This is a genomic window from Rhodococcus sp. T9N (genome assembly GCF_024436645.1).
GTDB classification, from domain to species: Bacteria; Actinomycetota; Actinomycetes; order Mycobacteriales; family Mycobacteriaceae; genus Rhodococcus_F; species Rhodococcus_F qingshengii.
On record NZ_JAMSKS010000011.1, the window covers coordinates 76,816 to 98,341 of the forward strand.

Consider the following 21,526-nt stretch of genomic DNA (forward strand, 5'->3'; position numbering starts at 1 on the left):
GCTGTGCGCCTTTGTTAACCGCCCGCGGTTAATAAAGGCGCACAGCAGTTTCTAGGCGTAGTCCAACGCACCTTCGGCTGGTGTCGGTACCCGGCGCCGTAGCGGCGAGCCCAATGCCCTCGCCAGATCCGTTCCGTCGTGCTCGGCGAGCAGCTCACCGTTCGACCAGACCAGCAGCGCGGCGCTGACAGCCTGTTCGGCCGTGGAGTGCGCGAGGTCGTAGTGCGCACAGCCGGGGACGTCTGCGTACGTGATCCACAGGTCGTAGCCGGTCATGAAGAGGTCCAGGTCGAACTGAACGCTCAAGCCGAGAAGCTCGCTGCGACCGTTGTCGTCGACACCGGCGAAAGCCTCGTCGAGTGCCAGCAGACGCGGGGCGTGCGGGTCGGCCGAGTCCAACATGACGTGCGCCGCCGCGAAGAGCGGAAGGTGCAGCGAAACCGACTGCTCGCCACCGGACAGCGCGCTGTGCCGCGCGACGGTAAGACGGTCTTCCTTGCCCTCACCGCTGATGAGGGTGAACGAGAACACGCGCCATTGACGGTAGTCGAGCGCCGAGGACAGAATCTCCGGGTACGAGCGTTCGGGGTGCGCCGCGCGGGCGGTACGGATCTGCGTCGCGAAATGTGCTCGCAGAGTTGCCAGTTCATCGACGCCGAGGGCCGACGCGTCTCGATCCAGCAGCTTGGAGATTGCCCGCGAGCTGTCGTCGAGGTTGTCGGCGAGCACCCAGTGAACGCCGATGGTATTGCCTGAGGACATCCGACGCTCACGCATCTCGGTGCCCATCTGTGCGATCAACTCGCGTGCGTCGACCGTGCGCTCGTGGATCTGCTGAGCCAATCCCGTCAACAGGGCATCTTCGAGAATGCGACGCTCGGATTCGGTGAGCAACTGCTCCTGATCGCCGCGAGCGTCGTGGATCCGCGTTGCGAACTCGCCGATCGACGAATAGCCCTGATCGTCCTGGACTCGTACGACGGTCAGCCCATCCGGTGCATCCCACTGCAGACGGTAGTCCTGTCCGGCCGCTGCGAGTTGCGCGTCGAAGTCCTGCAGCGCCGAGGTCAGTGCCGTGCGGGTTGCCTTTCGGGCGCCGTCGGTGACTCGGACTGCCGAGGTCGCAGCCTCGAGCGCTCGGTACAACCTGTCGACGTCTTCGGGGAGGACGGGCGGGTGGGCTGCGTCCTCGCTGCGATCTTCGTTCTGGATGCGGTAGACCAACTGATCGGGGCTCATCCACGCCGCTGAACTTGCCGGCCAGCTCAGATGTTCCTTGACGCCCAACAACTCGAGAAGGTCCGGGCGCGCGTAGGGTGCGAGTCGCTCTGCATCACTGCGGGTTTCGGTCAGGGTGTGACGCAAGGTCTCCACGGCGGTGTTGTACGCACCCTCCGCCGTGCCGATCTGGAGGACGGCGGCGTCGTATGCCTTTCGCGCCGCACGCTGTTCGACCTTGCATTCTTCGATCTTCGCGCGGGCTTTTGCCAGGTCCAGGTCGATCTGCTCGGCGCTGGCACCGAGGGTGTCGCGCAGCGTCTCGAGACGCTGCACCTGCTGGAGCAGACTCTCCTCGGCGATGGCGGCTTCCTCGGCGAATTCCTCCGCATTGGCGCGTGATTCGTCGAGACGGTCGCGAGACTCGCGTTCGAGTTCGACTTCCTTGGCATGCTCCCGTCGGCAGCGCAGCGCCAGTTCCCCCTGCTTCTCGAAATGACGGATCGCCGCCGCGAGGGAGTCGAGTTCACGGCCGATATGCGGCGTCCGGTGCTGCGACGCCGTCGCTCGGAGTTGCTTTTCCTTCGCCGCGAGATCAGCGATCGCCGCATCGAGTTCGCGTTGTGCCGTTTCCGTGGCCTCCGAGCGAGTACGGAGTGCGCCGGCGGATTCGGTGACCGTCTTGAGTGCGCGCAGGATCGAACCTGTCTTCGGCAATTCCTTTGCCGCAGAGTTGATCCGGCTCAGTTGCTCGTTGGTCTGCGCCACCAGTGCCTTGGCCGTATCGACTGCCGCGGCAAGTTCTTCCAGAGCCGCGTCGATCTCGGTGATCCGAGCCTCACGTCGACGCGCCCGTGCTGTGGTGCCGATGTACTCGGCGTCGGCCTTGACGTGCCGGCCACGCGCGACGCCCTGCCAGAAGCGGCCGTCGACGCCGATCGCGACGCTTGCATCGGAGTCGCCCGGCGCCTCGACGAGACTGATCGACGCGAGAATGTCCTGTACCCGAGCGTCGGGTACGTCGGCATTGCCTTCGACCTCGAGGACGTCGCCCAGCGTTCGTCCCTTCGGACGCTGCTTGACGGGCAGAGCCGTCAGGAACTGCTCGCTGACGTGCTCGGGAATCTTCTCGTCCGGGCAGACCCAGCCGTCGAGCAGATTTGCCGCCTGGAGTGCGGATTCGATTCCCGTGGCCACGTCTGGTTCGACGGAATCGGCGAAGCGCACCAACTGCCATAGCGGTGCACCACCCAGTTCACTGCGGTTGTCGGTGCGTGCGTGGAAGGCAGGCGGAGCGTCGTCGTGTTCCGCGGAGACGGCCTTGCGCTCGGATTTGAGAGCCGCGATGGAGGCGTGTGATGCAGATATTTCAGCTTCGGCCTCACGTCGACGCTCGCGCAGCGTCTCGGTGCCGGCCTCGGTGTGCTCGGCGAGAACTGCGGACAGCGCCGGAGCGTCTTCGTCGCCGACCTCGGCGAGCGCCGCGTCGAGAGCTTCGAACAGCGACGTGTCGGCGCCGACAGCCGAAAACAGGGAGGAGTGATCGGTCCACCACGCGCGCAGCCCGCTGGCGCACTGACTGCGTGCGAGTTCCACGGCAGCTTCGCCCTCGAGTACCGCGGCCTTGGACGCTTCGAGCAGCTCTTGTCCACGGCGAGAGCTGTTTTCGGCCCGGGTTCGTTCGGTCGCCGCCTTCTCGACGGTCGCCAGTGCGGTGCGGACGACGCGTACGTCACCGTCACGCTCCTCGGCATGGCCACGGACTGCTGCCGTGATCTGGTCACTGCGTGAGCCGTCGGGCAGGGGAGTCCAGACGATGCCGGCGTCCTCGGCTGCCGCCTGCAGTTCGTCCTCGGCGCGCGAGAGTGCTTCGGCCGCACGCTTGACCGACGATGCAGCCTTGTCGGCTTCGTCGCCGCGTTGTGCGAGTGCGGCCTGCGCTTTCCGGGACTTGTCTGCCTGCTGCTCGGTCGAGAGCTTGAGCGTCGCGACGGCCTGGGCGAGGTCGTCGAGTTGCTGTTTGCCTTCGTACGCGCTCGAGCGTTGCAGTGCTTCGACATTGGCGCGCGCGTTCTCGAGTGCCTGCTCGGCCTGGTTGAAGCGCTCCTCGGCTGCTGCCCGCGCCTCACGGCTGCGGGTCTGGGCGAGCGACGACTCGTCCATGGCGGCAACACCTCTGGTGACCGCTGCGAGGCGGGTGCTGACCTGTTCGATCTCTCCGCGAGACTGCTGACGCAGGTACTTGGTGTAGACCCCGATGAAACTCTGGGCTGCCTGATCGGCGGCCGCGAGCCCCTCGAGCGCGCGGCCGACTTCCTCCATGTCGCTGAACGAACGCGCAGCTTCGAGGACCAACTGATCGTCGAGTGGACGGAGACCGTCGGTGAGTGCCTGCGAAAGGCCCTTCGGGTCGAGGTTCTTCGCGAGCTGGGGGCGGCGAAGCGTGAGAATGAGATTGATCAGCTGGTCGTAGCGCTGCACACCGAGACCGAACATTCGCGCGTCGATGGCTGTGCGGTAGTCGAGGGGACGGTCGGTGATGGAATCGCTGCCGAGTTGTTCGGCCAACTGCTTCTTGGTGAGAGGACGATCGTCGTTGCCGATCAGCGAGAAGTCGACTCCGACGCGGCCGTCGGCGACGAAGTACCAGCGGGTGACCTTGTCGTTGGTGCGTGTTGCGCGCATGCCGATTCCCACGGTCACCGACTCGGGATCTTCGAGGGAGCCGCGGCAGAACTCCATCCACACGTAGGAGTGCGCGCTGTCTTGGCCCCGGTAGAGCAGGTTGGACTTCATCGTGCGCTCTTCACCGGCGAACGGGTTGAGGCGCCGCGGTTCGATGCGGCCGTCGAAGACGAACGGGAACAGGACCTCGAGGGCCTTGGTCTTGCCGGATCCGTTGGGTCCCCGCAGAACCAGTCGACCGTCGGCGAACGAGAACTCTTGGTCTCGGTAATCCCAGAGGTTGATGATTCCAGCCCGAGTAGGTCGGAAGCGGGCGTTGCTCATACGTTCTCTACCTCTGATAGTTCGCCGTTGGGGGAAGGTTCGGGGCCGAATTCGTCGACCGGATCCGGTGCGGAGTTGTCCACCGCGAAGTCGATCTGAGGATCGCGTTCGCGCACGGAGACCACGACGTCGCGGTACCGGGCAAGGACGGGCAACACCAGTACGCCGCCGTCGACCGCATGCGTCAGGCGCAGACGTTGCAGCAACCCGAGCGCCTGCTTGCGCAGCCCGTTGTGATCGGCCTGCCACTGCGCCGCGAAAGTTCGCCCGAACTGGTCCACCAACTCGGTGACCTTGTCAGCGAGCCAGTCGTCGTCGATTTTCGGGTACGTGACGGGTGGCGGTGGCTCGGCCGGTTCGCCGGCGGGCAGCACGAAGTCGTCGTCCTCGTCGGCGAGGTCCTCGAAGATCCCGGCCTCGGGGATGGCGGCATCGAGTTGTTCGATCAGGTGATCGTCCGACACGTGCGGGATCGGAAGTTTCGGCAGTTCAGGAGCGTCGACGTCGAGTACGCGGTCGGCAATCTCGCCGGCCAGGAGAAGTGCCACCTGAGCGATCGTTCCGGTGCTCGGGAAGCGGACGTCGGAGAGTCGGCCGGTGGGATCGATCATCGCGATTCCCTCGGCGCGGCGCTCGGCCACCAACCCCGTCAGTAGTTCGACTTCCGACGCGGTCTTGGGCTGCGCCAACGCGATCAATTCGTGCTGATCGAGTTCACCGGCCAGTACGACCGGGCGCTCGACGAGTGCCCGACGTACTCGGCGTCCGATCTCTTTCGCGTCCACGGGAATTCCGTCGTCCTCGGAGGCGCTCGAGGTCTCGACGGCCAGGAGTCCGCGGATGGAGTGTAGGTGCTGCAGGGCGCGCGGTGGACGGAACAGCGCTACGACGACGGAACGGTCGATGTCGTAGAGCGCTTCTCCCGCTTCGGGATTGGACGCCCAGCCGTTTGCGTCACCGTCGGCGAGGGCGATGGCGCCTCTGACTCCGAGCCAGCCCACTGCGTCGACGAAGGCGTCGCGGTCGGACGCACGATCGGTGGAGAGTTCGACGCCGTCGACTTGTGCAGCATCGGCCGCGACGTGATCCGCCAACTCCGACAACGTGATCTGGTTCCCGGCGCGGCCCAACGCGGCCAGGCACAATGCCAGGTAGGCGTAACGCGTGCGATCGAAGGTTCGCTCGGAGGCAGTTCGGGCCGGTGCCGACGGGTTGAGCCGATCCGACACCGTGAACAGGCGAGCGGTGGTCTCTGTCACCTCGAGGCGGTATCCGAACAGCTCCAGTAAGTCGTCACGTAGCTCGGTGGCCCAACGGCGCAAGAGCGGCAACGCAATTCGATCCGGGTACGTCGAGGTGATCAGGTGATTGGACAGAATCACACGCGCCGCTCGTTGGTACGAATCGAGGGCTAGGGGCGTGATCTCGCGAGCTCTCATCGAACACTGACCTCGATGCCGTCGAGATGCATTCGTCCGCGAGCAGTCTTGATGGTGGTCGAACCGTCCGAGGGACTGAGCGTCAGCTTCACCCCGTTCTCACTACCGGTGGAGCTCTTGACGCGTCCCACCACCGGAACGCGCGCGGTCAGTGCTGCATTGAGCAGACTCAGCAAAACTTCGGTCTCCTGCTCGTTGAGTTCGCGCTGATAAACACCGTTCGACGCGAGGGATTGCGCCGCGGCACTGCGCGTACGTTGCGCCGCCAACTGCTCTTCGCGCAGGCGGCGGATGCTGCCGTCGTTGCGGGCGACTTTGCTCGGCAAGCCGGGTGAGGGCGGGCGGCCGGTTTCGGCGAGTGTTCGCGCGATCTCGACCGGCGGTGCCTCCCACCACGAGCGTGAGTGCGAAATGATGTCGGCGTCCGGATGCACCATCGAGAGATGGCGTGGACGACCGAGGTCGAACACTGCCTGGAACAGAGCATGAGCTGCGTCTTCGGACGGCGTGGCGGCGAACCAGCCGGCGAGGTGCCGGAGCTGGCTCTCACGGCTGACGCCGCCGCGACGGGTTTCCGTGACGCGGCGAAGGAGCGCCAGAACCGCGGCGATCGCGCTCATCGTGCCCTCACGTAGACGCTCGGACTCGCTGATCCCCGATTCCGCGGAGACGAACCAGGCGGTCAATCCTCGCCAACGCGCAGCCCAGTCGTCTTCGCGTTCGGTGATCGGGACGAACACCCGTTCGTCACTGGCGGCGGCGAGGCGGATCATGCGATCGACCCCGGTGGATTCGACGTGCTCGATCGCTTCCTTGAGCTTGGGGGCGTAGCGCGCCAGATCGGAGCTGAACTCCCGCATGTGCGTGAGCAGAGCGTCCTTGTGCGTGAGGAAAGCCTGCGGAGTGATCTCCGTGGTCCGTACGAGGTCCCCGAGGGTCAGATAGAAGTGCGCGGCTCGATCAGCCATGTCGGAGAGTGTCGAGTCGAGGCGCTTGAGCTTGCGGAAGATCAGATCGCCGTCGGAGCTTCGGTTGGCCTCGGCGAGTTCGGACATGTCTGCGAGCAGGTCCGGCAAAGCGAGACGCGAGAGCGACGCCGAGTCCAGGCGTGCGGCGAGAACGTCTTCGACTGATCGATAGACCTGGTATCCGGCCTGACCGAACTGGTAGACGAAGTGGCGATTGCGGTACTCGGCCAGCGTGGCCGCGCGGGTGCCGTCGTAGCTGCGCTCGAGGATCTCCCACACGTGGAGCTGATCCAAAAGGGGAGTGACCTCTGCTGCCGACAGATCGGCCGCCGGATCCGATCCACCGATCTTCTCGAGGATTTGCGCGACGGCTCCGGCATGCAGCAGGACGGTGTAGTTGGCGCGAGCATGGTCGAAGGCACGAAGTACCCAGAGGTACTCGGCCCGTTTTTCCGCGATCGTGAACGAAAACAGCTTCAGTCGATTGGTGTCGGCGTACGCGGCGTAATCGGGCGCACTCGTTTCTTCCACCATGACAGGGTAGGCGAGAGACGCCCCCTCTTTTTCCTACGGGCGATCCGTAGCAGGGGATGCGGCGCGTCGCCACTGCGATTCGTTCTCGATCATCCATGTGAGCAGGTGCTCGGCCGCCGCCTCGTCGGAGTCCGGGCCGACCAGCAGATCGGCGAACGCTTGGCTGGGGGCGACGATGCGGATGCCGTCGCGGGTGAGCAATCGGTCGAAGGCAGACGGTGAGAGGGGAGCGGTGATCCACACGTCACCGCCGGATTCCACCCGCCGTAGTCCGAGAGCGTCGGCGAACTGATCGACGTTGTCGGCATGGAAGTGGGCACGTCGAGTGGGCGCGTACCGAGCAAAGGGTGCGGCGGCCACCGAGGCGGTACCGGCGTAGATGTGACCGCTGAGCTGACGCAGTTGATCGAAGAGTGCTTCCAACCCGTCCGGCGCGTGAAAGCCGTGAGGCGTCGGCGCTTTGGCCCCGGCCTCAGCCGCCCATTCACGAAGCATCTTCGGCCAGCGGACGTCACCGATCCCACCGCGGGGGAGCCTGGTCACCAGTTCACGATCCGACAGTGTCTGAACCACCCGATAGGTTGCTCCCGTCGACGCACCGGCCAGGCGCACCAAGGCAGTGATCGCCAGTGGCGCCGCGAAATCGGCAAGCGCACGCACGACGCGAGCTGACGGATCGCCCGTCAACTGTCCGGAAGGACGTCCGGGCCCCCGCCACGGATCGGCGTCGGCTCCGCGTCCACGCACCCAGACGGCGGGTCGATCAGCGGTCAACGACACGTTGCCCGTGGCGTCTGCGTACGAGATCGCGTGGGAATCGAGCTGCCGGCGAACCGGCTCGGACAGATATTTTGCGCACACGAAGCCCGATTGACCGGTGGGGAAGCGATCGGCGATACCGGGAACGTCGCTGCTCAGGACACCGTGAGCGGCGTAGACGCCGAATTTGGCCACCGCGCCGTCAGGGGAGCGGAGGTCGAGTCGGAGTGGCGCCTCGGACAGGTCGGGGGAGCGCTGTGTCGACAAAGACCAGGTAGGAGGCAAATTTTCTTCGATGACGGCAACCGATCGCCGAAAAATGTCGATCGGCCGTTCCGGTTCCGACTCAGAATCGCTCATGTTCCAATGGTATCAATATCTGTCGACGACGGAAACACAAGATTTTCCGAATAACATTCGGCCTGACAGCCTCGCGACAACGGTGGTCACTTTCGCCGAGAAACTCACTACCTACACAACTTCAAATTCGAAATTGCCGAGACCGATCAGCGTTGCTTCGGCATGATCAGGGGAGCGACGACGGCGAGCAGTAGTGCGGGGATCAGGAAGCTCGCGGCAGGCGAAGAGTCGTAAATCGGTGTCAGGGCCAGGGGAGCAAGAGCGGCGCCGCCGAAGCGCATCGCTTGGACGACGGACACGGCGCCGCCACGGTTCGGCCCCGCGGATCCGAGGACCGCCGCGTTGACGCCGACCAGCACGAACTGGCTCGCGACGCCTGCGACAAACCATGCGATCGCGATCACCGGCACCAAGCCGGCAAGGCCGACGACGGAGACCAGAACTGCTCCGCCCAGGGCGCCGATCATCACGGAGGAGCGTGCGCCGATGCGATCGATGAGGATTCCGATGCGCCGGGCCGAGAGGATGCCGGCCACGCCGAAGACGGTGAGCAGTAGGCCGCGGACGGTGGGGGACAGCCCGAACTCGTCTTCGAAGCGGAAGGCGAGCAGGAAGCTCAGTCCACCGAGGGCGCCCCAGCCGAGCAATGCAGCGATACCGATGCGGAGCACTTCGGGGCGTAATGCATCGCGGAGACGGGCGGGAGTGGTCGCTGCCGGTGCTTCGGACTTCGGAAGTCCGACGGCTCCCAGAATGCCCGCGACCACTGCGATGACGAGAAAGGCCAGACGCCAGTCGAATTCGGCCGCCAGTCCGCCGATCAACGGAGCCGACGACTGCCCTGCGGCCTGGAAAGCGCCGAAGGCTCCGAGGGCTCGACCCAGCCGTGCCTGCGGTGTTGCGGCCGCCAACGAGGCAAGCAGTAGCGGCGTGGTGAATGCGTTCGCGGAGCCCTGCAGTACCCGGGCGGCAAGGAAGATCTCGAGTGTCGGGGCGACGAAGCATGCCAACGACGCGAGGACGTAGACGCCGTAAGCGATGCGCACCGTCCGAACCTTGCCCCACCGCGTCCCGAGTGTCCCCGACACCAACATCAGAGCGGCGAAGGGGAGCAGGTACGCGGTGAGGGAAGAGGCGGCCGCCGACGGACCGACCCCTAGATCGTCACCGATCTCGGGAAGGATCGAAGCAACCACGCCGCCGCCGAACGGGCCGAGGAACCCGCCGGCGTACAGCGCGATCAGTTGAAGCTGGAGGCGCAGTGGGCGCTGCGTACTTCCACCTTCTTCTGGAGTGTTCTTGCTCACAGTCCGAAGCTGCCGGGGCCTCGCCGTCTGAGGTAGCGCTCGAATTCCGCGGCGATGGCGTCGCCGTCGATCTTGGAGATTGCTTCGCTGATGTCGGTTTCGGCGTCTCCCCGTTCTTCCAGGGTGCGCACGTATTCGCCGATTTCCTCGTCGTCCGCGGTCATTTCGTTGACCGCTTCCTCCCAATCCTCCGACTGAGCCGGGAGCTCCCCGAGTGGGACCTCGATGTCGAGAACATCCTCGACTCGTTGAAGGAGGGCCACTGTGGCCTTCGGGTTGGGTGGCTGCGAGACGTAGTGCGGAACCGCCGCCCAGAACGAAATAGCGGGTACACCAGCACGAACGCACTCGTCCTGAAGAACCCCGGTGATGCCCGTCGGGCCTTCGTACCGCGTCTGTTCCAGGTTGAATCGGGCGGCGGATTCACTGCTGTAGGCCGTGCCCGTCACCGGGACCGGTCGGGTGTGCGGAGTATCGGCGAGCAGGGCGCCGAGGATGACGACCGTCTTGACGTTCAGTTGGTCGATCAGCTCGAGCAGATCCTCGCAGAAACTGCGCCACCGCATGTTGGGCTCGATCCCGCGAAGCAGGACGATGTCGCTCTCGCTGCCAGGAGGCGAACAGACCGACAAACGTGTTGCCGGCCAAACGATTTCGCGAGTGACACCGTCGACCTGCCGGACTGTGGGGCGGTTGACCTGATAGTCGTAGTAGTCCTCTGAATCGAGTTCGGCGAGCGGCTGGGCATCCCAGATCAGCTCGAGATGTTCGACCGCACCGCTGGCTGCGTCACCGGCGTCGTTCCAGCCCTCGAAAGCTGCAACGAGGATGGGATCACGTAGGACAGGGATGTCGCCCTCGAGGCGGTCGCTGCTGTCGACGGCAAAGCCGTCAGGGCTCTCGAAGGCCGCGGAATCATCGAAATCGACCGGGCCGTCGGGAGTGACGGGGAACTCACTTGGACTCACCCACCCAGCCTACGGCCAGAGCTTGTCGGTGCGCCCACTACTCTGGACGGCATGTCTGCCCCATTTAACTCTGCCCTGCTTGATGCGCTGAAACAGCGCGTTGTCATCGGCGACGGAGCGATGGGCACCATGTTGCAGGCCGCGGACCTCACCCTGGACGACTTCCTCGGCCTCGAGGGGTGCAATGAGATCCTCAACGACACCCGTCCCGACGTGCTCAAAGACATCCACCGTGCGTACTTCGCCGCTGGTGCCGATGCCGTCGAGACCAACACCTTCGGTTGCAACCTGCCCAACCTCGCCGACTACGACATCTCTCACCGGATCCGCGAACTCGCGGAAAAAGGCACTGCTCTCGCCCGTGAAGTAGCGGACGAGATGGGACCAGGCCGCGACGGCATGGCCCGATTCGTACTCGGCTCGATGGGACCGGGAACCAAGCTCCCCAGCCTGGGACACGCACCGTACGCAGTCCTGCGTGACGCGTACACCGAAGCTGCGCTCGGCATGATCGACGGTGGCGCCGACGCCATCCTCGTCGAAACCTGCCAGGACCTGCTTCAGGTGAAAGCTGCAATCCTCGGCAGCCAGCGTGCGATGGAGCAACTCGGACTGCGGTTGCCGATCATCACTCACGTGACGGTCGAGACAACCGGAACGATGCTCCTCGGCAGTGAGATCGGTGCGGCGCTGACGGCACTCGAGCCACTCGGTATCGACATGATCGGTCTGAACTGCGCCACCGGGCCGGCCGAGATGAGTGAACATCTCCGTCATCTGTCCAAGTACTCCACGCTGCCGGTGTCGGTCATGCCCAATGCCGGCCTGCCGCAGCTCGGCCCCAAGGGCGCCGAGTATCCGCTGACTGCCGACGAATTGGCCGAAGCCCTCAGTGGTTTCGTCTCCGAGTTCGGACTCGGCCTCGTCGGTGGCTGCTGCGGTACGACGCCCGAGCACATCAGCGCGGTCGCCGACGCGGTCCGTCAGGTCGAGAAGGCCCAGCGCACGCCGATCCACGAGCCGAGCACCTCTTCGCTGTACTCGGCGGTGCCGTTCGAGCAGGACGCCAGCATCCTGATGATCGGCGAACGCACGAACTCCAACGGCTCCAAGGCTTTCCGCGAGGCGATGCTCTCCGCGGACTACCAGAAGTGCCTGGACATCGCCAAGGACCAGACCCGCGACGGCGCACACATGCTCGACCTCAACGTCGACTACGTGGGCCGCGACGGTGCCGCCGACATGTCGGAACTTGCCAGCCGCCTGGCGACGTCCTCGACGCTGCCGATCATGCTCGACTCCACCGAGCCTGCCGTCCTGCAGGCCGGCCTCGAGCACCTCGGTGGCCGCTGCGCCGTCAACTCCGTCAACTACGAAGACGGCGCCGGCCCCGAATCGCGTTTCCACAAGATCATGACTCTGGTCAAGGAGCACGGCGCGGCGGTCGTCGCCCTGACCATCGACGAAGAGGGCCAGGCTCGCACCGCCGAGACGAAGGTCGCCATCGCCAAGCGTCTGATCGAGGACATCAAGGGAAACTGGGGACTCGCCGAGTCCGACATCATCGTCGACGCCTTGACCTTCCCCATCTCGACCGGTCAGGAAGAGGTACGACGCGACGGCATCGAGACCATCGAAGCGATCCGTCAGCTCAAGGCTGCGTACCCGGAACTCCACTTCACCCTGGGTATCTCGAACATCTCGTTCGGTTTGAACCCGGCAGCTCGTCAGGTCCTCAACTCGGTGTTCCTGCACGAGTGCACCGAGGCAGGTCTGGACACGGCGATCGTTCATGCGTCCAAGATTCTGCCGATGGCCCGAATTCCGGACGAGCAGCGTGAAACTGCACTCGACCTCGTCTACGACCGTCGTAGCGAGGGGTACGACCCGCTGCAGAAGCTGATGGCTCTGTTCGAGGGCGTTTCGGCAGCGTCGGCGCGTGAGTCTCGTGCGCAGGAACTGGCGGGACTTCCGTTGTTCGACCGGCTCGAACGCCGCATCGTCGACGGTGAGCGCAACGGCCTCGACGACGACCTCACCGAGGCGATGACGATCAAGCCTCCGCTGGCCATCATCAACGAGACCTTGCTCTCGGGCATGAAGACCGTCGGCGAGCTGTTCGGCTCCGGACAGATGCAGTTGCCGTTCGTGTTGCAGTCGGCCGAGGTCATGAAGGCTGCCGTGGCATTCCTCGAACCGCACATGGAAGCGAGCGACGAGGACGGCAAGGGTCGCATCGTGATCGCGACCGTCAAGGGCGACGTTCACGACATCGGCAAGAACCTGGTCGACATCATCTTGAGCAACAACGGCTACGAGGTCGTCAACATCGGTATCAAGCAGCCGATCGCGACCATCCTCGACGTCGCGTTGGACAAGAAAGCCGACGTGATCGGCATGTCCGGACTGCTCGTGAAGTCCACTGTCGTGATGAAGGAAAACCTCCAGGAACTCAACGCACGTGGAGTCGCCGAGAAGTTCCCGGTGCTGCTCGGTGGTGCGGCGCTCACGCGCTCCTACGTCGAGAACGACCTGCAGGAGGTGTACGAGGGCGACGTCAGCTATGCCCGCGACGCCTTCGAGGGTCTGAACTTGATGGACCAGATCATGACGACCAAGCGTGGTGGCGGCCCGGCGCCGGACAGCCCGGAGGCCATCGCTGCTCGCGAGAAGGCTGCCGAGCGTAAGGCACGTCACGAGCGTTCCAAGCGCATCGCCGAAAAGCGTAAGGCTGCAGCGGTTCCCGTGGTCCTGCCGGAGCGTTCCGATGTCGCAACCGACATCGCGGTACCGACACCTCCCTTCTGGGGCTCGCGCATCGTCAAGGGAATCTCACTGTCCGAGTACTCGGGGCTGCTCGACGAGCGCGCTCTTTTCCTCGGCCAGTGGGGCCTTCGCGGTCAGCGCAAGGGCGACGGTCCGACGTACGAGGAACTGGTCGAGTCGGAAGGCCGTCCGCGACTTCGGTACTGGCTCGATCGGTTGACGTCCGAGGGCATCCTCGCGCATGCCGCGGTCGTGTACGGGTACTTCCCGGCGATCTCGGAGGGCGACGACGTCATCGTGCTCACCGAGCCGAAACCGGATGCACCCGAAAGGTTCCGGTTCACCTACCCGCGCCAGCACCGCGACCGCTTCCTGTGCATCGCGGACTTCGTTCGCTCGCGCAAGGACGCCGAGGCCACCGGGCAGGTCGACGTTCTTCCGTTCCAGTTGGTGACGATGGGTCAGCCGATCGCGGACTTCGCCAACGAGTTGTTCGCATCGAACTCGTACCGCGATTACCTCGAGGTTCACGGAATCGGTGTCCAGCTCACGGAGTCTCTGGCCGAGTACTGGCATCGACGCGTCCGTGAAGAGCTAGTGCTTCCCGAGGGTCACACCGTCGCGGAGCAGGATCCCACCGAGGTTGCCGGTTACTTCGATCTCGAGTACCGCGGCGCTCGTTATTCGTTCGGATACGGCGCGTGCCCGGATCTCGAGGATCGAGCCAAGTTGGTTGCGTTGCTCGAACCCGAACGAATCGGCGTCGAATTGTCCGAGGAGCTGCAGCTGCATCCCGAGCAGTCCACGGACGCTTTTGTCCTGCACCACCCGGAAGCAAAGTATTTCAATGTCTGAGTTGTTGACCGAAGTATCCGAATCAACGCTCGGTGGTGTCCTGTGGGACATGGACGGCACCCTGCTCGATTCGGAGAAGCTGTGGGACATCGCGCTTCGTGAGCTGTCCCTACGCCTGGGCGGACCGATGACGGAAGCGACACGCGTTGCCGTCATCGGTGCGTCGAGTCCCTTCGCCCTTGCGACGGTGTTCGACGCTCTCGGCCTGGAGAAGCATCCCGATGCCATCGCCGAGGCGAAGGACTGGATGTACACCCGCGTCGGCGATCTGTTCGAGGACGGCGTGACCTGGCGGCCGGGTGCTCGCGACGCACTGTCGACCGTGCGTGACGGTGGTCTGCGTTCTGCACTGGTCACCAACACCGAGCGAGTTCTGGTCGATCGGGCACTCGGCATGCTCGGCCGTGAGTTCTTCGACCATTCGGTGTGTGGCGACGAGGTCCCCAACGGGAAACCGGCAGCGGATCCGTACCTGCGCGGCGCGCATCTGCTCGGACTCGAGCCGGCGCAGTGCCTCGCGATCGAGGACTCGCCGACCGGCACGGCGTCGGCCAGCGCTGCGGGTTGCGCGGTGCTCGTCGTTCCGTGTGAGGTCGACGTCCCCGCCGGCCCTGGACGCGTGTTTCGAGAGTCCCTGTTGGACTTGTCCATTCACGATCTTCACGACGTTCACTCGAGCGCGGCACGTTAGGCTGGATTTGCTGTGGCTATTCCGAAAATTGTTCTCTTCTACCAGTTCACGCCGTTGGCGGACCCGGAAGCGATCAAGCTGTGGCAGCACAGCCTGGCCGAGTCCAACAACCTGACGGGCCGGATCATCGTCTCGCCGCACGGGATCAACGCGACGGTCGGCGGAGACATCGAGGATGTCAAGCGATATGTCCGTGGTACGCGTGGTTACGAACCCTTCCGTACCGCTGACATCAAGTGGTCGGACGGCCTCGGGAACGATTTCCCTCGTCTGAGTGTCAAGGCACGCTCGGAGATCGTGACGTTCGGTGCCCCCGACGAGCTGAAAGTCGACGAGAACGGTGTGGTCGGCGGAGGAGTTCACCTGGTGCCCAAGGAACTACACGAACTCGTCGACACTCGCGGTGACGACGTCGTGTTCTTCGACGGGCGCAATGCCTTCGAAGCCGAGATCGGCCGTTTCCGAGATGCGATAGTTCCGGACGTCGCCACCACTCGGGATTTCGTCAACGAACTCGACAGTGGCAAATACGACCATCTCAAGGGCAAAGCCGTGGTCACGTACTGCACCGGCGGAGTGCGCTGTGAGGTGTTGTCTTCGCTGATGCGCTCACGTGGCTTCGACGAGGTCTATCAGTTGGACGGCGGAATCGTCCGTTACGGCGAGACTTTCGGCGACCGCGGCCTCTGGGACGGTTCCCTGTACGTGTTCGACAAGCGGATGAACATCGAGTTCTCATCCGAAGCCAAGACACTCGGCGTGTGTGTCGATTGTGGTACTCCGACCCCGCGGTACCGCAACCGGATCGACGGCGACGGCCGAACCCTCGAATTGCTCTGCGAGAGTTGTTCACCAGACCTCGAGCAGGACTGAGCTGTGCCCAAGGCTCCGTTGCCGATCCGAAACGGTCTCGGACCTGACCGGCTGCGGATGCCGGCGGAGTCGTCGGCGCGGACCGTCCTCGAGCACCTGGTCGGCGCGCATCCCGGGGAGCGGGACCTGTGGGCGGACCTCGTCAGCGCCGGGGACGTCGTCGACGAGCACGGGCGGAAGATCACGAGCCGAACGCCCTATCAGCCGACCCGGTTCGTGTACTTCTACCGCGAGCCGGCCCCCGAGATTCCGGTTCCGCACGAGATCGAGATCTTGTACCGCGACGACTCGATTCTCGTGATCGACAAACCGCACTTCCTGGCGACCATTCCACGGGGAGCGCACATCGTCGAAAGCGCAGTCGTGCGCCTGCGTCGTGACCTGGACCTTCCAGATCTTGCGCCAGTTCACCGCCTCGACCGGATGACGGCGGGTGTCATCGTGTTCACCGTGACACCGGACCTACGACGGCCGTACCAGGAACTTTTTGCCGAGCAGCGGATCGTCAAGGAGTACGAGGCGATTGCGGGCTTCGATCCGGAACTGACTTTCCCTCGCACGGTGCGCAGCCGCATCAACAAAGTTCACGGCGAGATGACGGCTACCGAAATCGCGGGCGAGCCGAACAGTGAGACGTCGATCGAACTGATCGAGGTGATCACCGACTCGGCCGGCCGGACGCTCGGGCGATACAGGTTGCTCCCACGGACCGGCCGGACCCATCAGCTTCGGCTGCACCTCAACTCGCTGGGCGTCCCGATCGTCGGTGACAACTACTATCCGGAGTATCTGCCCGCAGTGCCCGGTGACTTCTCGACTCCGTTGCGATTGTTGGCGCGAGCGTTGGAGTACCCGGATCCGATCACCGGGCAGACCCGCAGGTTCGTGAGTTCGCGCAGCCTCGACGCAGGCCTGTGAACACCGCTGTTCGTGGGCGTGTGAAAACCGCTTCCGTCCTCGTGAAAGAATAGCTACCCGTGAAGACCTTCGAATCCTTGTTCGCCGAATTGACCGAGCGTGCTGCTACTCGCCCCGAGGGGTCCGGCACTGTCGCCGCCCTCGACGCCGGTGTGCATGCTCAGGGCAAAAAGGTCATCGAGGAAGCCGGTGAAGTGTGGATCGCTGCGGAATACCAGAGCGATGAGCAGCTAGCCGAGGAAATTTCCCAGCTGCTGTACTGGACGCAGGTGTTGATGGTCGGTCGCGGACTGACCCTCGAGGACGTGTACCGACATCTGTGATCGGAGCTGACCAGCGAGATGTACTCCGTCTCGCTCGTCCAGGGCTTCCGATTCATGTCGTCTCACGTCACCCACACCTTCCGAAAGGACATCCACCATGCTGCGCGTAGCAGTTCCCAACAAAGGCTCACTGTCCGAGTCCGCCGCCGAGATTCTCAGCGAGGCCGGCTACCGTCGACGCACCGATTCCCGTGATCTGACAGTCCTCGATCCGGCCAATCAGGTCGAGTTCTTCTTCTTGCGCCCCAAGGACATTGCGATCTACGTCGGCTCCGGTGAGCTGGATCTCGGCATCACCGGTCGTGATCTCGCCGGCGACTCGGGTGCTCCCGTATCCGAGCGTCTGTCACTGGGCTTCGGCCGTTCGTCGTTCCGTTACGCAGCACCTGCCGGCAAGGACTGGGCCGTCGAGGATCTGTCCGGCCTGCGCATTGCAACGTCGTACCCGAACCTGGTCCGTAAGGACCTCACAGATCGCGGACTCGACGCCACCGTCATCCGTCTCGACGGAGCAGTGGAAATCTCGATTCAGCTCGGCGTCGCCGACGCGATCGCCGACGTGGTCGGATCGGGTCGTACTCTCCGCCAACACAACCTCGTGGCTTTCGGTGAATCGCTCTGCGATTCCGAAGGTGTCCTGATCGAGCGCACCGGCGCTCCGCAGGACGATCCCGCCCGCAACCAGCTCATCGAACGCGTACGCGGAATTGTCTTCGCGCAGCAGAATCTGATGATCGACTACGACTGCCCGCGCACCATCCTCGACGACGCCATCAAGATGACTCCCGGTATGGAATCGCCGACCCTCTCACCGTTGGCCGATCCCGACTGGGTCGCGGTTCGCGCGATGGTCCCGATCAAGGGACACAACCAGGTGATGGATGCCTTGGCCGAACTCGGTGCCAAGGCCATCCTCGCGTCGAACATCCGCTCGGTACGCGCTTTCTGATCACTGCCTGAATAGATTTACGCGCATTCGCGCCCGTTCCTGGAAATCAGGAACGGGCGCGAATCTGCAAAGTCTGGGCGATACGGCCCACGGCACCCTGCTCGTCGTAGAGCACGCCCGCACACATGCCGACGCCGTCCGGACCCGTTGTGGTTTCGGCGGCGACACCGACCCACTCTCCCTCGGGCACACGGAAGATATGCACCGTGAGATCTGTGTTGAGGAACGTCCAGTGCTCCGGGTCGAGCTTGGCGCCGACCCCGTTTGAGATGTCGGCCACCGCGAACAAACGCTCGAGAGCAGACATCTTCTCACCCTCGACCAGCTCTGGCTTGGGGCGCGCCCATACCTTCCCGGTTCCCACGCACCCGATCGGAGCAATCCAGGACCAGTCGAGGGTCTTGAGATAGCCGACGCTCCACAGACCCTCGAGAACGCCCGGGGTGCCGCTGTCGCGGGGTTCGAGCGGGGGATCGACTACGTGGACGACGTCGCCGGTATCCACCGTCTCCATCCGCCACGCCGTACCGCGCGCAACCGCGCGTGCAGATCCGTCGGCGGTGGTTGCCCACAGTTCGGCGACGATCAATTCGATTCGGCGACCGGGTCGTTCGATCCAGGACCGGACTTCGAGGTCGGCAATCGGAATCGGTCCGAGAATCTCGACGACGACGCGCGTCAGACGGGTTTCGTCGCGCGCACCGCACCGCTCGAGGGCTCGTACCAACAGCGCCGACGGGGGAGCGCCGTGCTGCAGTGTCGGGCCCCAGATGCTGACAGTTGCCTGCGTGCTCGCGAACCGCTCGTGCCCTTCCTCCGTCGTTCCGAGGTAGCGGTAGTACGAACTGTCCGTCATGTTATGAATTCTCCTTTGCGGCAACAGGTTCGGTGCTCAGCAGGTCCGGCCAACCTGGATAGGGCGGAGGTGTTCCGCCGAACGAGGGGCACAGTGACTTGTGATCGCACCAGTCGCACAGTTTGCCAGGCTTGGGTCTGAAGTCTCCGGTCGCACCTGCTGCGAGGATCGCTTTCCAGATGGCGGAGAGGGTTCGCTCGAATCGGATGAGCTCGTCGTGATCCGGGGCGTACGTGAGAATCGAGCCGGAGGCCAGATAGATCAGGCGCAGTTGTGCGGGAACGATTCCGCGAGTGCGCAGCAGTACGAGCGCGTAGAACTTCATCTGGAAGAGCGCCTTGGATTCGGTGAACTCGCGAGGCGCTTTTCCGGTCTTGTAGTCGACCACCCGCACCTCACCCGTCGGTGCAACGTCTATCCGGTCGACGAAGCCGCGGAGTCGAACGCCGTTCTCCAATTCGGTCTCGACGTAGACCTCGCACGCCTCGGCATCGAATCGAGTGGGATCTTCGAGCGTGTAGTACGTCGCGACGAGCTTGCCGACTTCGTCGAGGAACGAATCCAGCTCGCCCTCCGGAACAAGGTCAGCGGCCTCGGGAGACTCGGCACTGACACGTTCCCACGCGGGACGGACGAGTTCGGCTGCGCGATCCGGAACCCGGTGACCGGTCGGGAGTGCAAACAGTGCTTCCAGTGCCGCGTGTACGACGGTGCCTCTGACCTGGGCTCTGGTTGGCGTTTCCGGAATTCTGTCGACTGCTCGGAAGCGATAGAGCAGGGGGCATTGTTTGTAGTCACCCGCCCGAGACGGAGAGAGCGCCGGCCGACTACGCGGGCGCTCGTGTGATGTTGCACCCGTTGGAGTGGGGGTTGGCAATTCGACAGAGCTCACACCTGGCAGGCTATGCGGTTGGTCCGACAACTCCGTCGGAGCCGGTGGCGAGGACACCGGAAACAAGCGAACAGGGATCATCTGCGCATGGCGAACGAGCTGCAACCAGAAGAAGGCACGACCGAAGTGGATGAGGTTGTGCAGTCCGCTGTCGCCGAGATTCCCGAACAAGAGCTTCCAGAAGCTGATCTCACTGCGCCGGGCAAGCGGCCGTCAGGTCCGTTCCGCGTCGGCGACCGAGTACAGCTGACCGACGGCAAGGGACGCCACTACACGATCGTTCTCGAGGCGAACCGCGAATACCACACCCACAAGGGCGGAATCGTTCACAACGATCTGATCGGTGCCGACGAGGGCAGCGTCGTCAAGTCGGTCAACGGCACGCCCTATCTCGCACTGCGCCCCCTGCTGGTGGACTACGTGCTGTCCATGCCGCGCGGTGCCCAGGTCATCTACCCGAAGGACGCAGCTCAGATCGTCCACGAAGGCGACGTGTTCCCCGGAGCACGCGTGCTCGAGGCCGGAGCCGGCTCCGGCGCACTGACATGTTCGCTGCTGCGTGCCGTCGGACCCGAGGGCAAGGTCATCTCCTACGAGGTCCGCGACGATCATGCCGAACATGCGGTTCGCAACGTCGAGACCTTCTTCGGGGAACGTCCGCCGAACTGGGAACTGACCATCGCCGATCTCGCCGAGTTCGATCCGGAAGCGCACGGAGGCAAGGTCGATCGCGTCGTCCTCGACATGCTGGCCCCGTGGGACGTCCTGCCCGCCGTCTCGAAGGCACTCGTGCCGGGCGGCGTGTTGATCGTCTACGTCGCGACCGTTACTCAGCTCTCGAAGGTCGTCGAGGCGATGCGGGAGCAAGAATGCTGGACCGAGCCCCGCTCGTGGGAATCGATCGTGCGCGGTTGGCACGTCGTCGGATTGGCGGTGCGCCCCGAACATCGGATGCAAGGCCACACCGCGTTCCTCGTGAGCGCTCGTCGTCTCGCCGAAGGAACTGTCACCCCGAAGCCGCAGCGGCGTGCGGGCAAGGGCTCGAACACCGCGGCCAAGTAGTCACACGAAAACAACAAGAGCGGCGATCCGGTATCCGGATCGCCGCTCTTGTAGTAGCTGGAAGTTATGCGGTGCAGGAAGCGCGGCCCATTTCCAGGAGCGCGCATGCCGAGGTGTCGGACAGCTTCCAGGAGCCGTCTTCGAGCTCCCAGGTCCACGGGGTGGCCGGGGCGGCGCCGTGCGGGCTGACGACGGCGACGTCTGCGGTTGCGGTCTGACCGTCGACCTTGACGTTGTCCACGTTGAACGTGATCGCGTAGGCAGGGTTACCGCCCAGCGCAGCACTCATCGTCTCGATGTTGGCCTGACGCTTGGTTCCGTCGACCACCAGAGCGGTCTTCTCCTCGATCGGCTTGGCCGGATCGATCAGAGCGACGAGCGAAGCGTTGAGCTCCTCGGCCGTCGGAGCCGCTGCGGCAGCGGCAGCTGACGTCGTGGCGGAAGCCGAGGCCTTGGCCGTGGTGCTCGAGGCGGCGGCGGAAGTCGAACTTGCAGCCGTCGAATCCTTGTTGTCGTCCGAGCTGCATGCACCCATGGTCAGGACGGCAGCGACAGCACAAGCGCTGATGAGAGTCTTGCGGATGATCACAGCGTTACCTTTCGTTGTAAAGAGAGACAGGCGCTGTCTCCATCTTGTAGGCAAGGCTAACATGACCAAATTCTGGCTCGAGACCAGTCGGCACGGTCCGCGCGCAGGTGTGAATTCGCACTCGCGCACCGTGTCTGGCGACAGTTGGGGCCTTATGCCGGTAGCGTTGATGGATCGCACTGGGAGGAGA

General features: G+C 64.2%; 16 protein-coding genes. 7 read left to right on the forward strand and 9 right to left on the reverse strand.

The features are described from left to right. Window positions 1–51: 51 nt before the first annotated feature. The 6 genes from M1L53_RS18705 to M1L53_RS18730 form a co-directional block, all read right to left on the reverse strand. Window positions 52–4,227: a TIGR02680 family protein gene (locus tag M1L53_RS18705; protein ID WP_054187390.1), complete on the reverse strand. Its 4,176-nt coding sequence runs from the start codon at window positions 4,225–4,227 to the stop codon at window positions 52–54. After that, window positions 4,224–5,666 (reverse strand): TIGR02678 family protein, encoded by a 1,443-nt coding sequence (locus M1L53_RS18710; RefSeq protein ID WP_054187391.1) that lies wholly within the window; start codon window positions 5,664–5,666, stop codon window positions 4,224–4,226. The genes M1L53_RS18705 and M1L53_RS18710 overlap by 4 nt, the downstream gene beginning before the upstream one ends. Next, window positions 5,663–7,168, reverse strand: a complete 1,506-nt coding sequence (locus tag M1L53_RS18715) for a TIGR02677 family protein (protein ID WP_019748531.1) — start codon at window positions 7,166–7,168, stop codon at window positions 5,663–5,665. The genes M1L53_RS18710 and M1L53_RS18715 overlap by 4 nt, the downstream gene beginning before the upstream one ends. 33 nt (window positions 7,169–7,201) lie before the next feature. Then, window positions 7,202–8,287, reverse strand: coding sequence for a hypothetical protein (locus M1L53_RS18720; RefSeq protein WP_054187392.1), 1,086 nt, complete (start codon window positions 8,285–8,287; stop codon window positions 7,202–7,204). A gap of 146 nt (window positions 8,288–8,433) precedes the next feature. Further along, entirely contained in the window at window positions 8,434–9,594 is a 1,161-nt protein-coding gene (locus M1L53_RS18725) for an MFS transporter (protein WP_054187393.1), read from the reverse strand. Next, window positions 9,591–10,445 (reverse strand): PAC2 family protein, encoded by an 855-nt coding sequence (locus M1L53_RS18730; protein WP_223257810.1) that lies wholly within the window; start codon window positions 10,443–10,445, stop codon window positions 9,591–9,593. The genes M1L53_RS18725 and M1L53_RS18730 overlap by 4 nt, the downstream gene beginning before the upstream one ends. Window positions 10,446–10,613: 168 nt before the next feature. Between M1L53_RS18730 and metH the strand changes: the two genes are divergently transcribed. The 6 genes from metH (at window position 10,614) to hisG (ending at window position 17,937) form a co-directional block, all read left to right on the forward strand. After that, window positions 10,614–14,183 carry a methionine synthase gene (gene metH / locus M1L53_RS18735; protein ID WP_047270513.1) on the forward strand — a complete coding sequence of 1,190 codons (3,570 nt, stop codon included), beginning with the start codon at window positions 10,614–10,616 and terminating at the stop codon, window positions 14,181–14,183. Then, complete coding sequence (locus M1L53_RS18740; RefSeq protein ID WP_007729900.1) at window positions 14,176–14,874, forward strand: HAD family phosphatase; 699 nt, start codon at window positions 14,176–14,178, stop codon at window positions 14,872–14,874. The genes metH and M1L53_RS18740 overlap by 8 nt, the downstream gene beginning before the upstream one ends. Window positions 14,875–14,886: 12 nt before the next feature. Beyond that, window positions 14,887–15,747, forward strand: a complete 861-nt coding sequence (locus M1L53_RS18745) for a rhodanese-related sulfurtransferase (protein WP_042450983.1) — start codon at window positions 14,887–14,889, stop codon at window positions 15,745–15,747. Between the two features lie 57 nt (window positions 15,748–15,804). Continuing rightward, window positions 15,805–16,665, forward strand: coding sequence for a pseudouridine synthase (locus M1L53_RS18750; protein ID WP_054187397.1), 861 nt, complete (start codon window positions 15,805–15,807; stop codon window positions 16,663–16,665). Between the two features lie 59 nt (window positions 16,666–16,724). After that, window positions 16,725–16,988, forward strand: a complete 264-nt coding sequence (locus M1L53_RS18755; RefSeq protein ID WP_003944933.1) for a phosphoribosyl-ATP diphosphatase — start codon at window positions 16,725–16,727, stop codon at window positions 16,986–16,988. A gap of 97 nt (window positions 16,989–17,085) precedes the next feature. After that, window positions 17,086–17,937 (forward strand): ATP phosphoribosyltransferase, encoded by an 852-nt coding sequence (gene hisG, locus M1L53_RS18760; RefSeq protein WP_003944905.1) that lies wholly within the window; start codon window positions 17,086–17,088, stop codon window positions 17,935–17,937. A gap of 46 nt (window positions 17,938–17,983) precedes the next feature. On the opposite strand, the gene M1L53_RS18765 is transcribed toward hisG, so the two are convergent. Further along, the gene (locus tag M1L53_RS18765) at window positions 17,984–18,793 is read right to left on the reverse strand and encodes a thioesterase family protein (protein WP_003944950.1); all 810 of its coding nucleotides are present in this window, start codon (window positions 18,791–18,793) and stop codon (window positions 17,984–17,986) included. 1 nt (window position 18,794) lies between these two features. Next, the gene (locus M1L53_RS18770) at window positions 18,795–19,685 is read right to left on the reverse strand and encodes a RecB family exonuclease (protein WP_370852750.1); all 891 of its coding nucleotides are present in this window, start codon (window positions 19,683–19,685) and stop codon (window positions 18,795–18,797) included. Window positions 19,686–19,823: 138 nt separating this feature from the next. Between M1L53_RS18770 and M1L53_RS18775 the strand changes: the two genes are divergently transcribed. Further along, window positions 19,824–20,747, forward strand: coding sequence for a tRNA (adenine-N1)-methyltransferase (locus tag M1L53_RS18775; protein WP_007729892.1), 924 nt, complete (start codon window positions 19,824–19,826; stop codon window positions 20,745–20,747). Window positions 20,748–20,811: 64 nt separating this feature from the next. On the opposite strand, the gene M1L53_RS18780 is transcribed toward M1L53_RS18775, so the two are convergent. After that, window positions 20,812–21,336, reverse strand: a complete 525-nt coding sequence (locus M1L53_RS18780; RefSeq protein ID WP_030536339.1) for a hypothetical protein — start codon at window positions 21,334–21,336, stop codon at window positions 20,812–20,814. Window positions 21,337–21,526 lie beyond the last annotated feature (190 nt).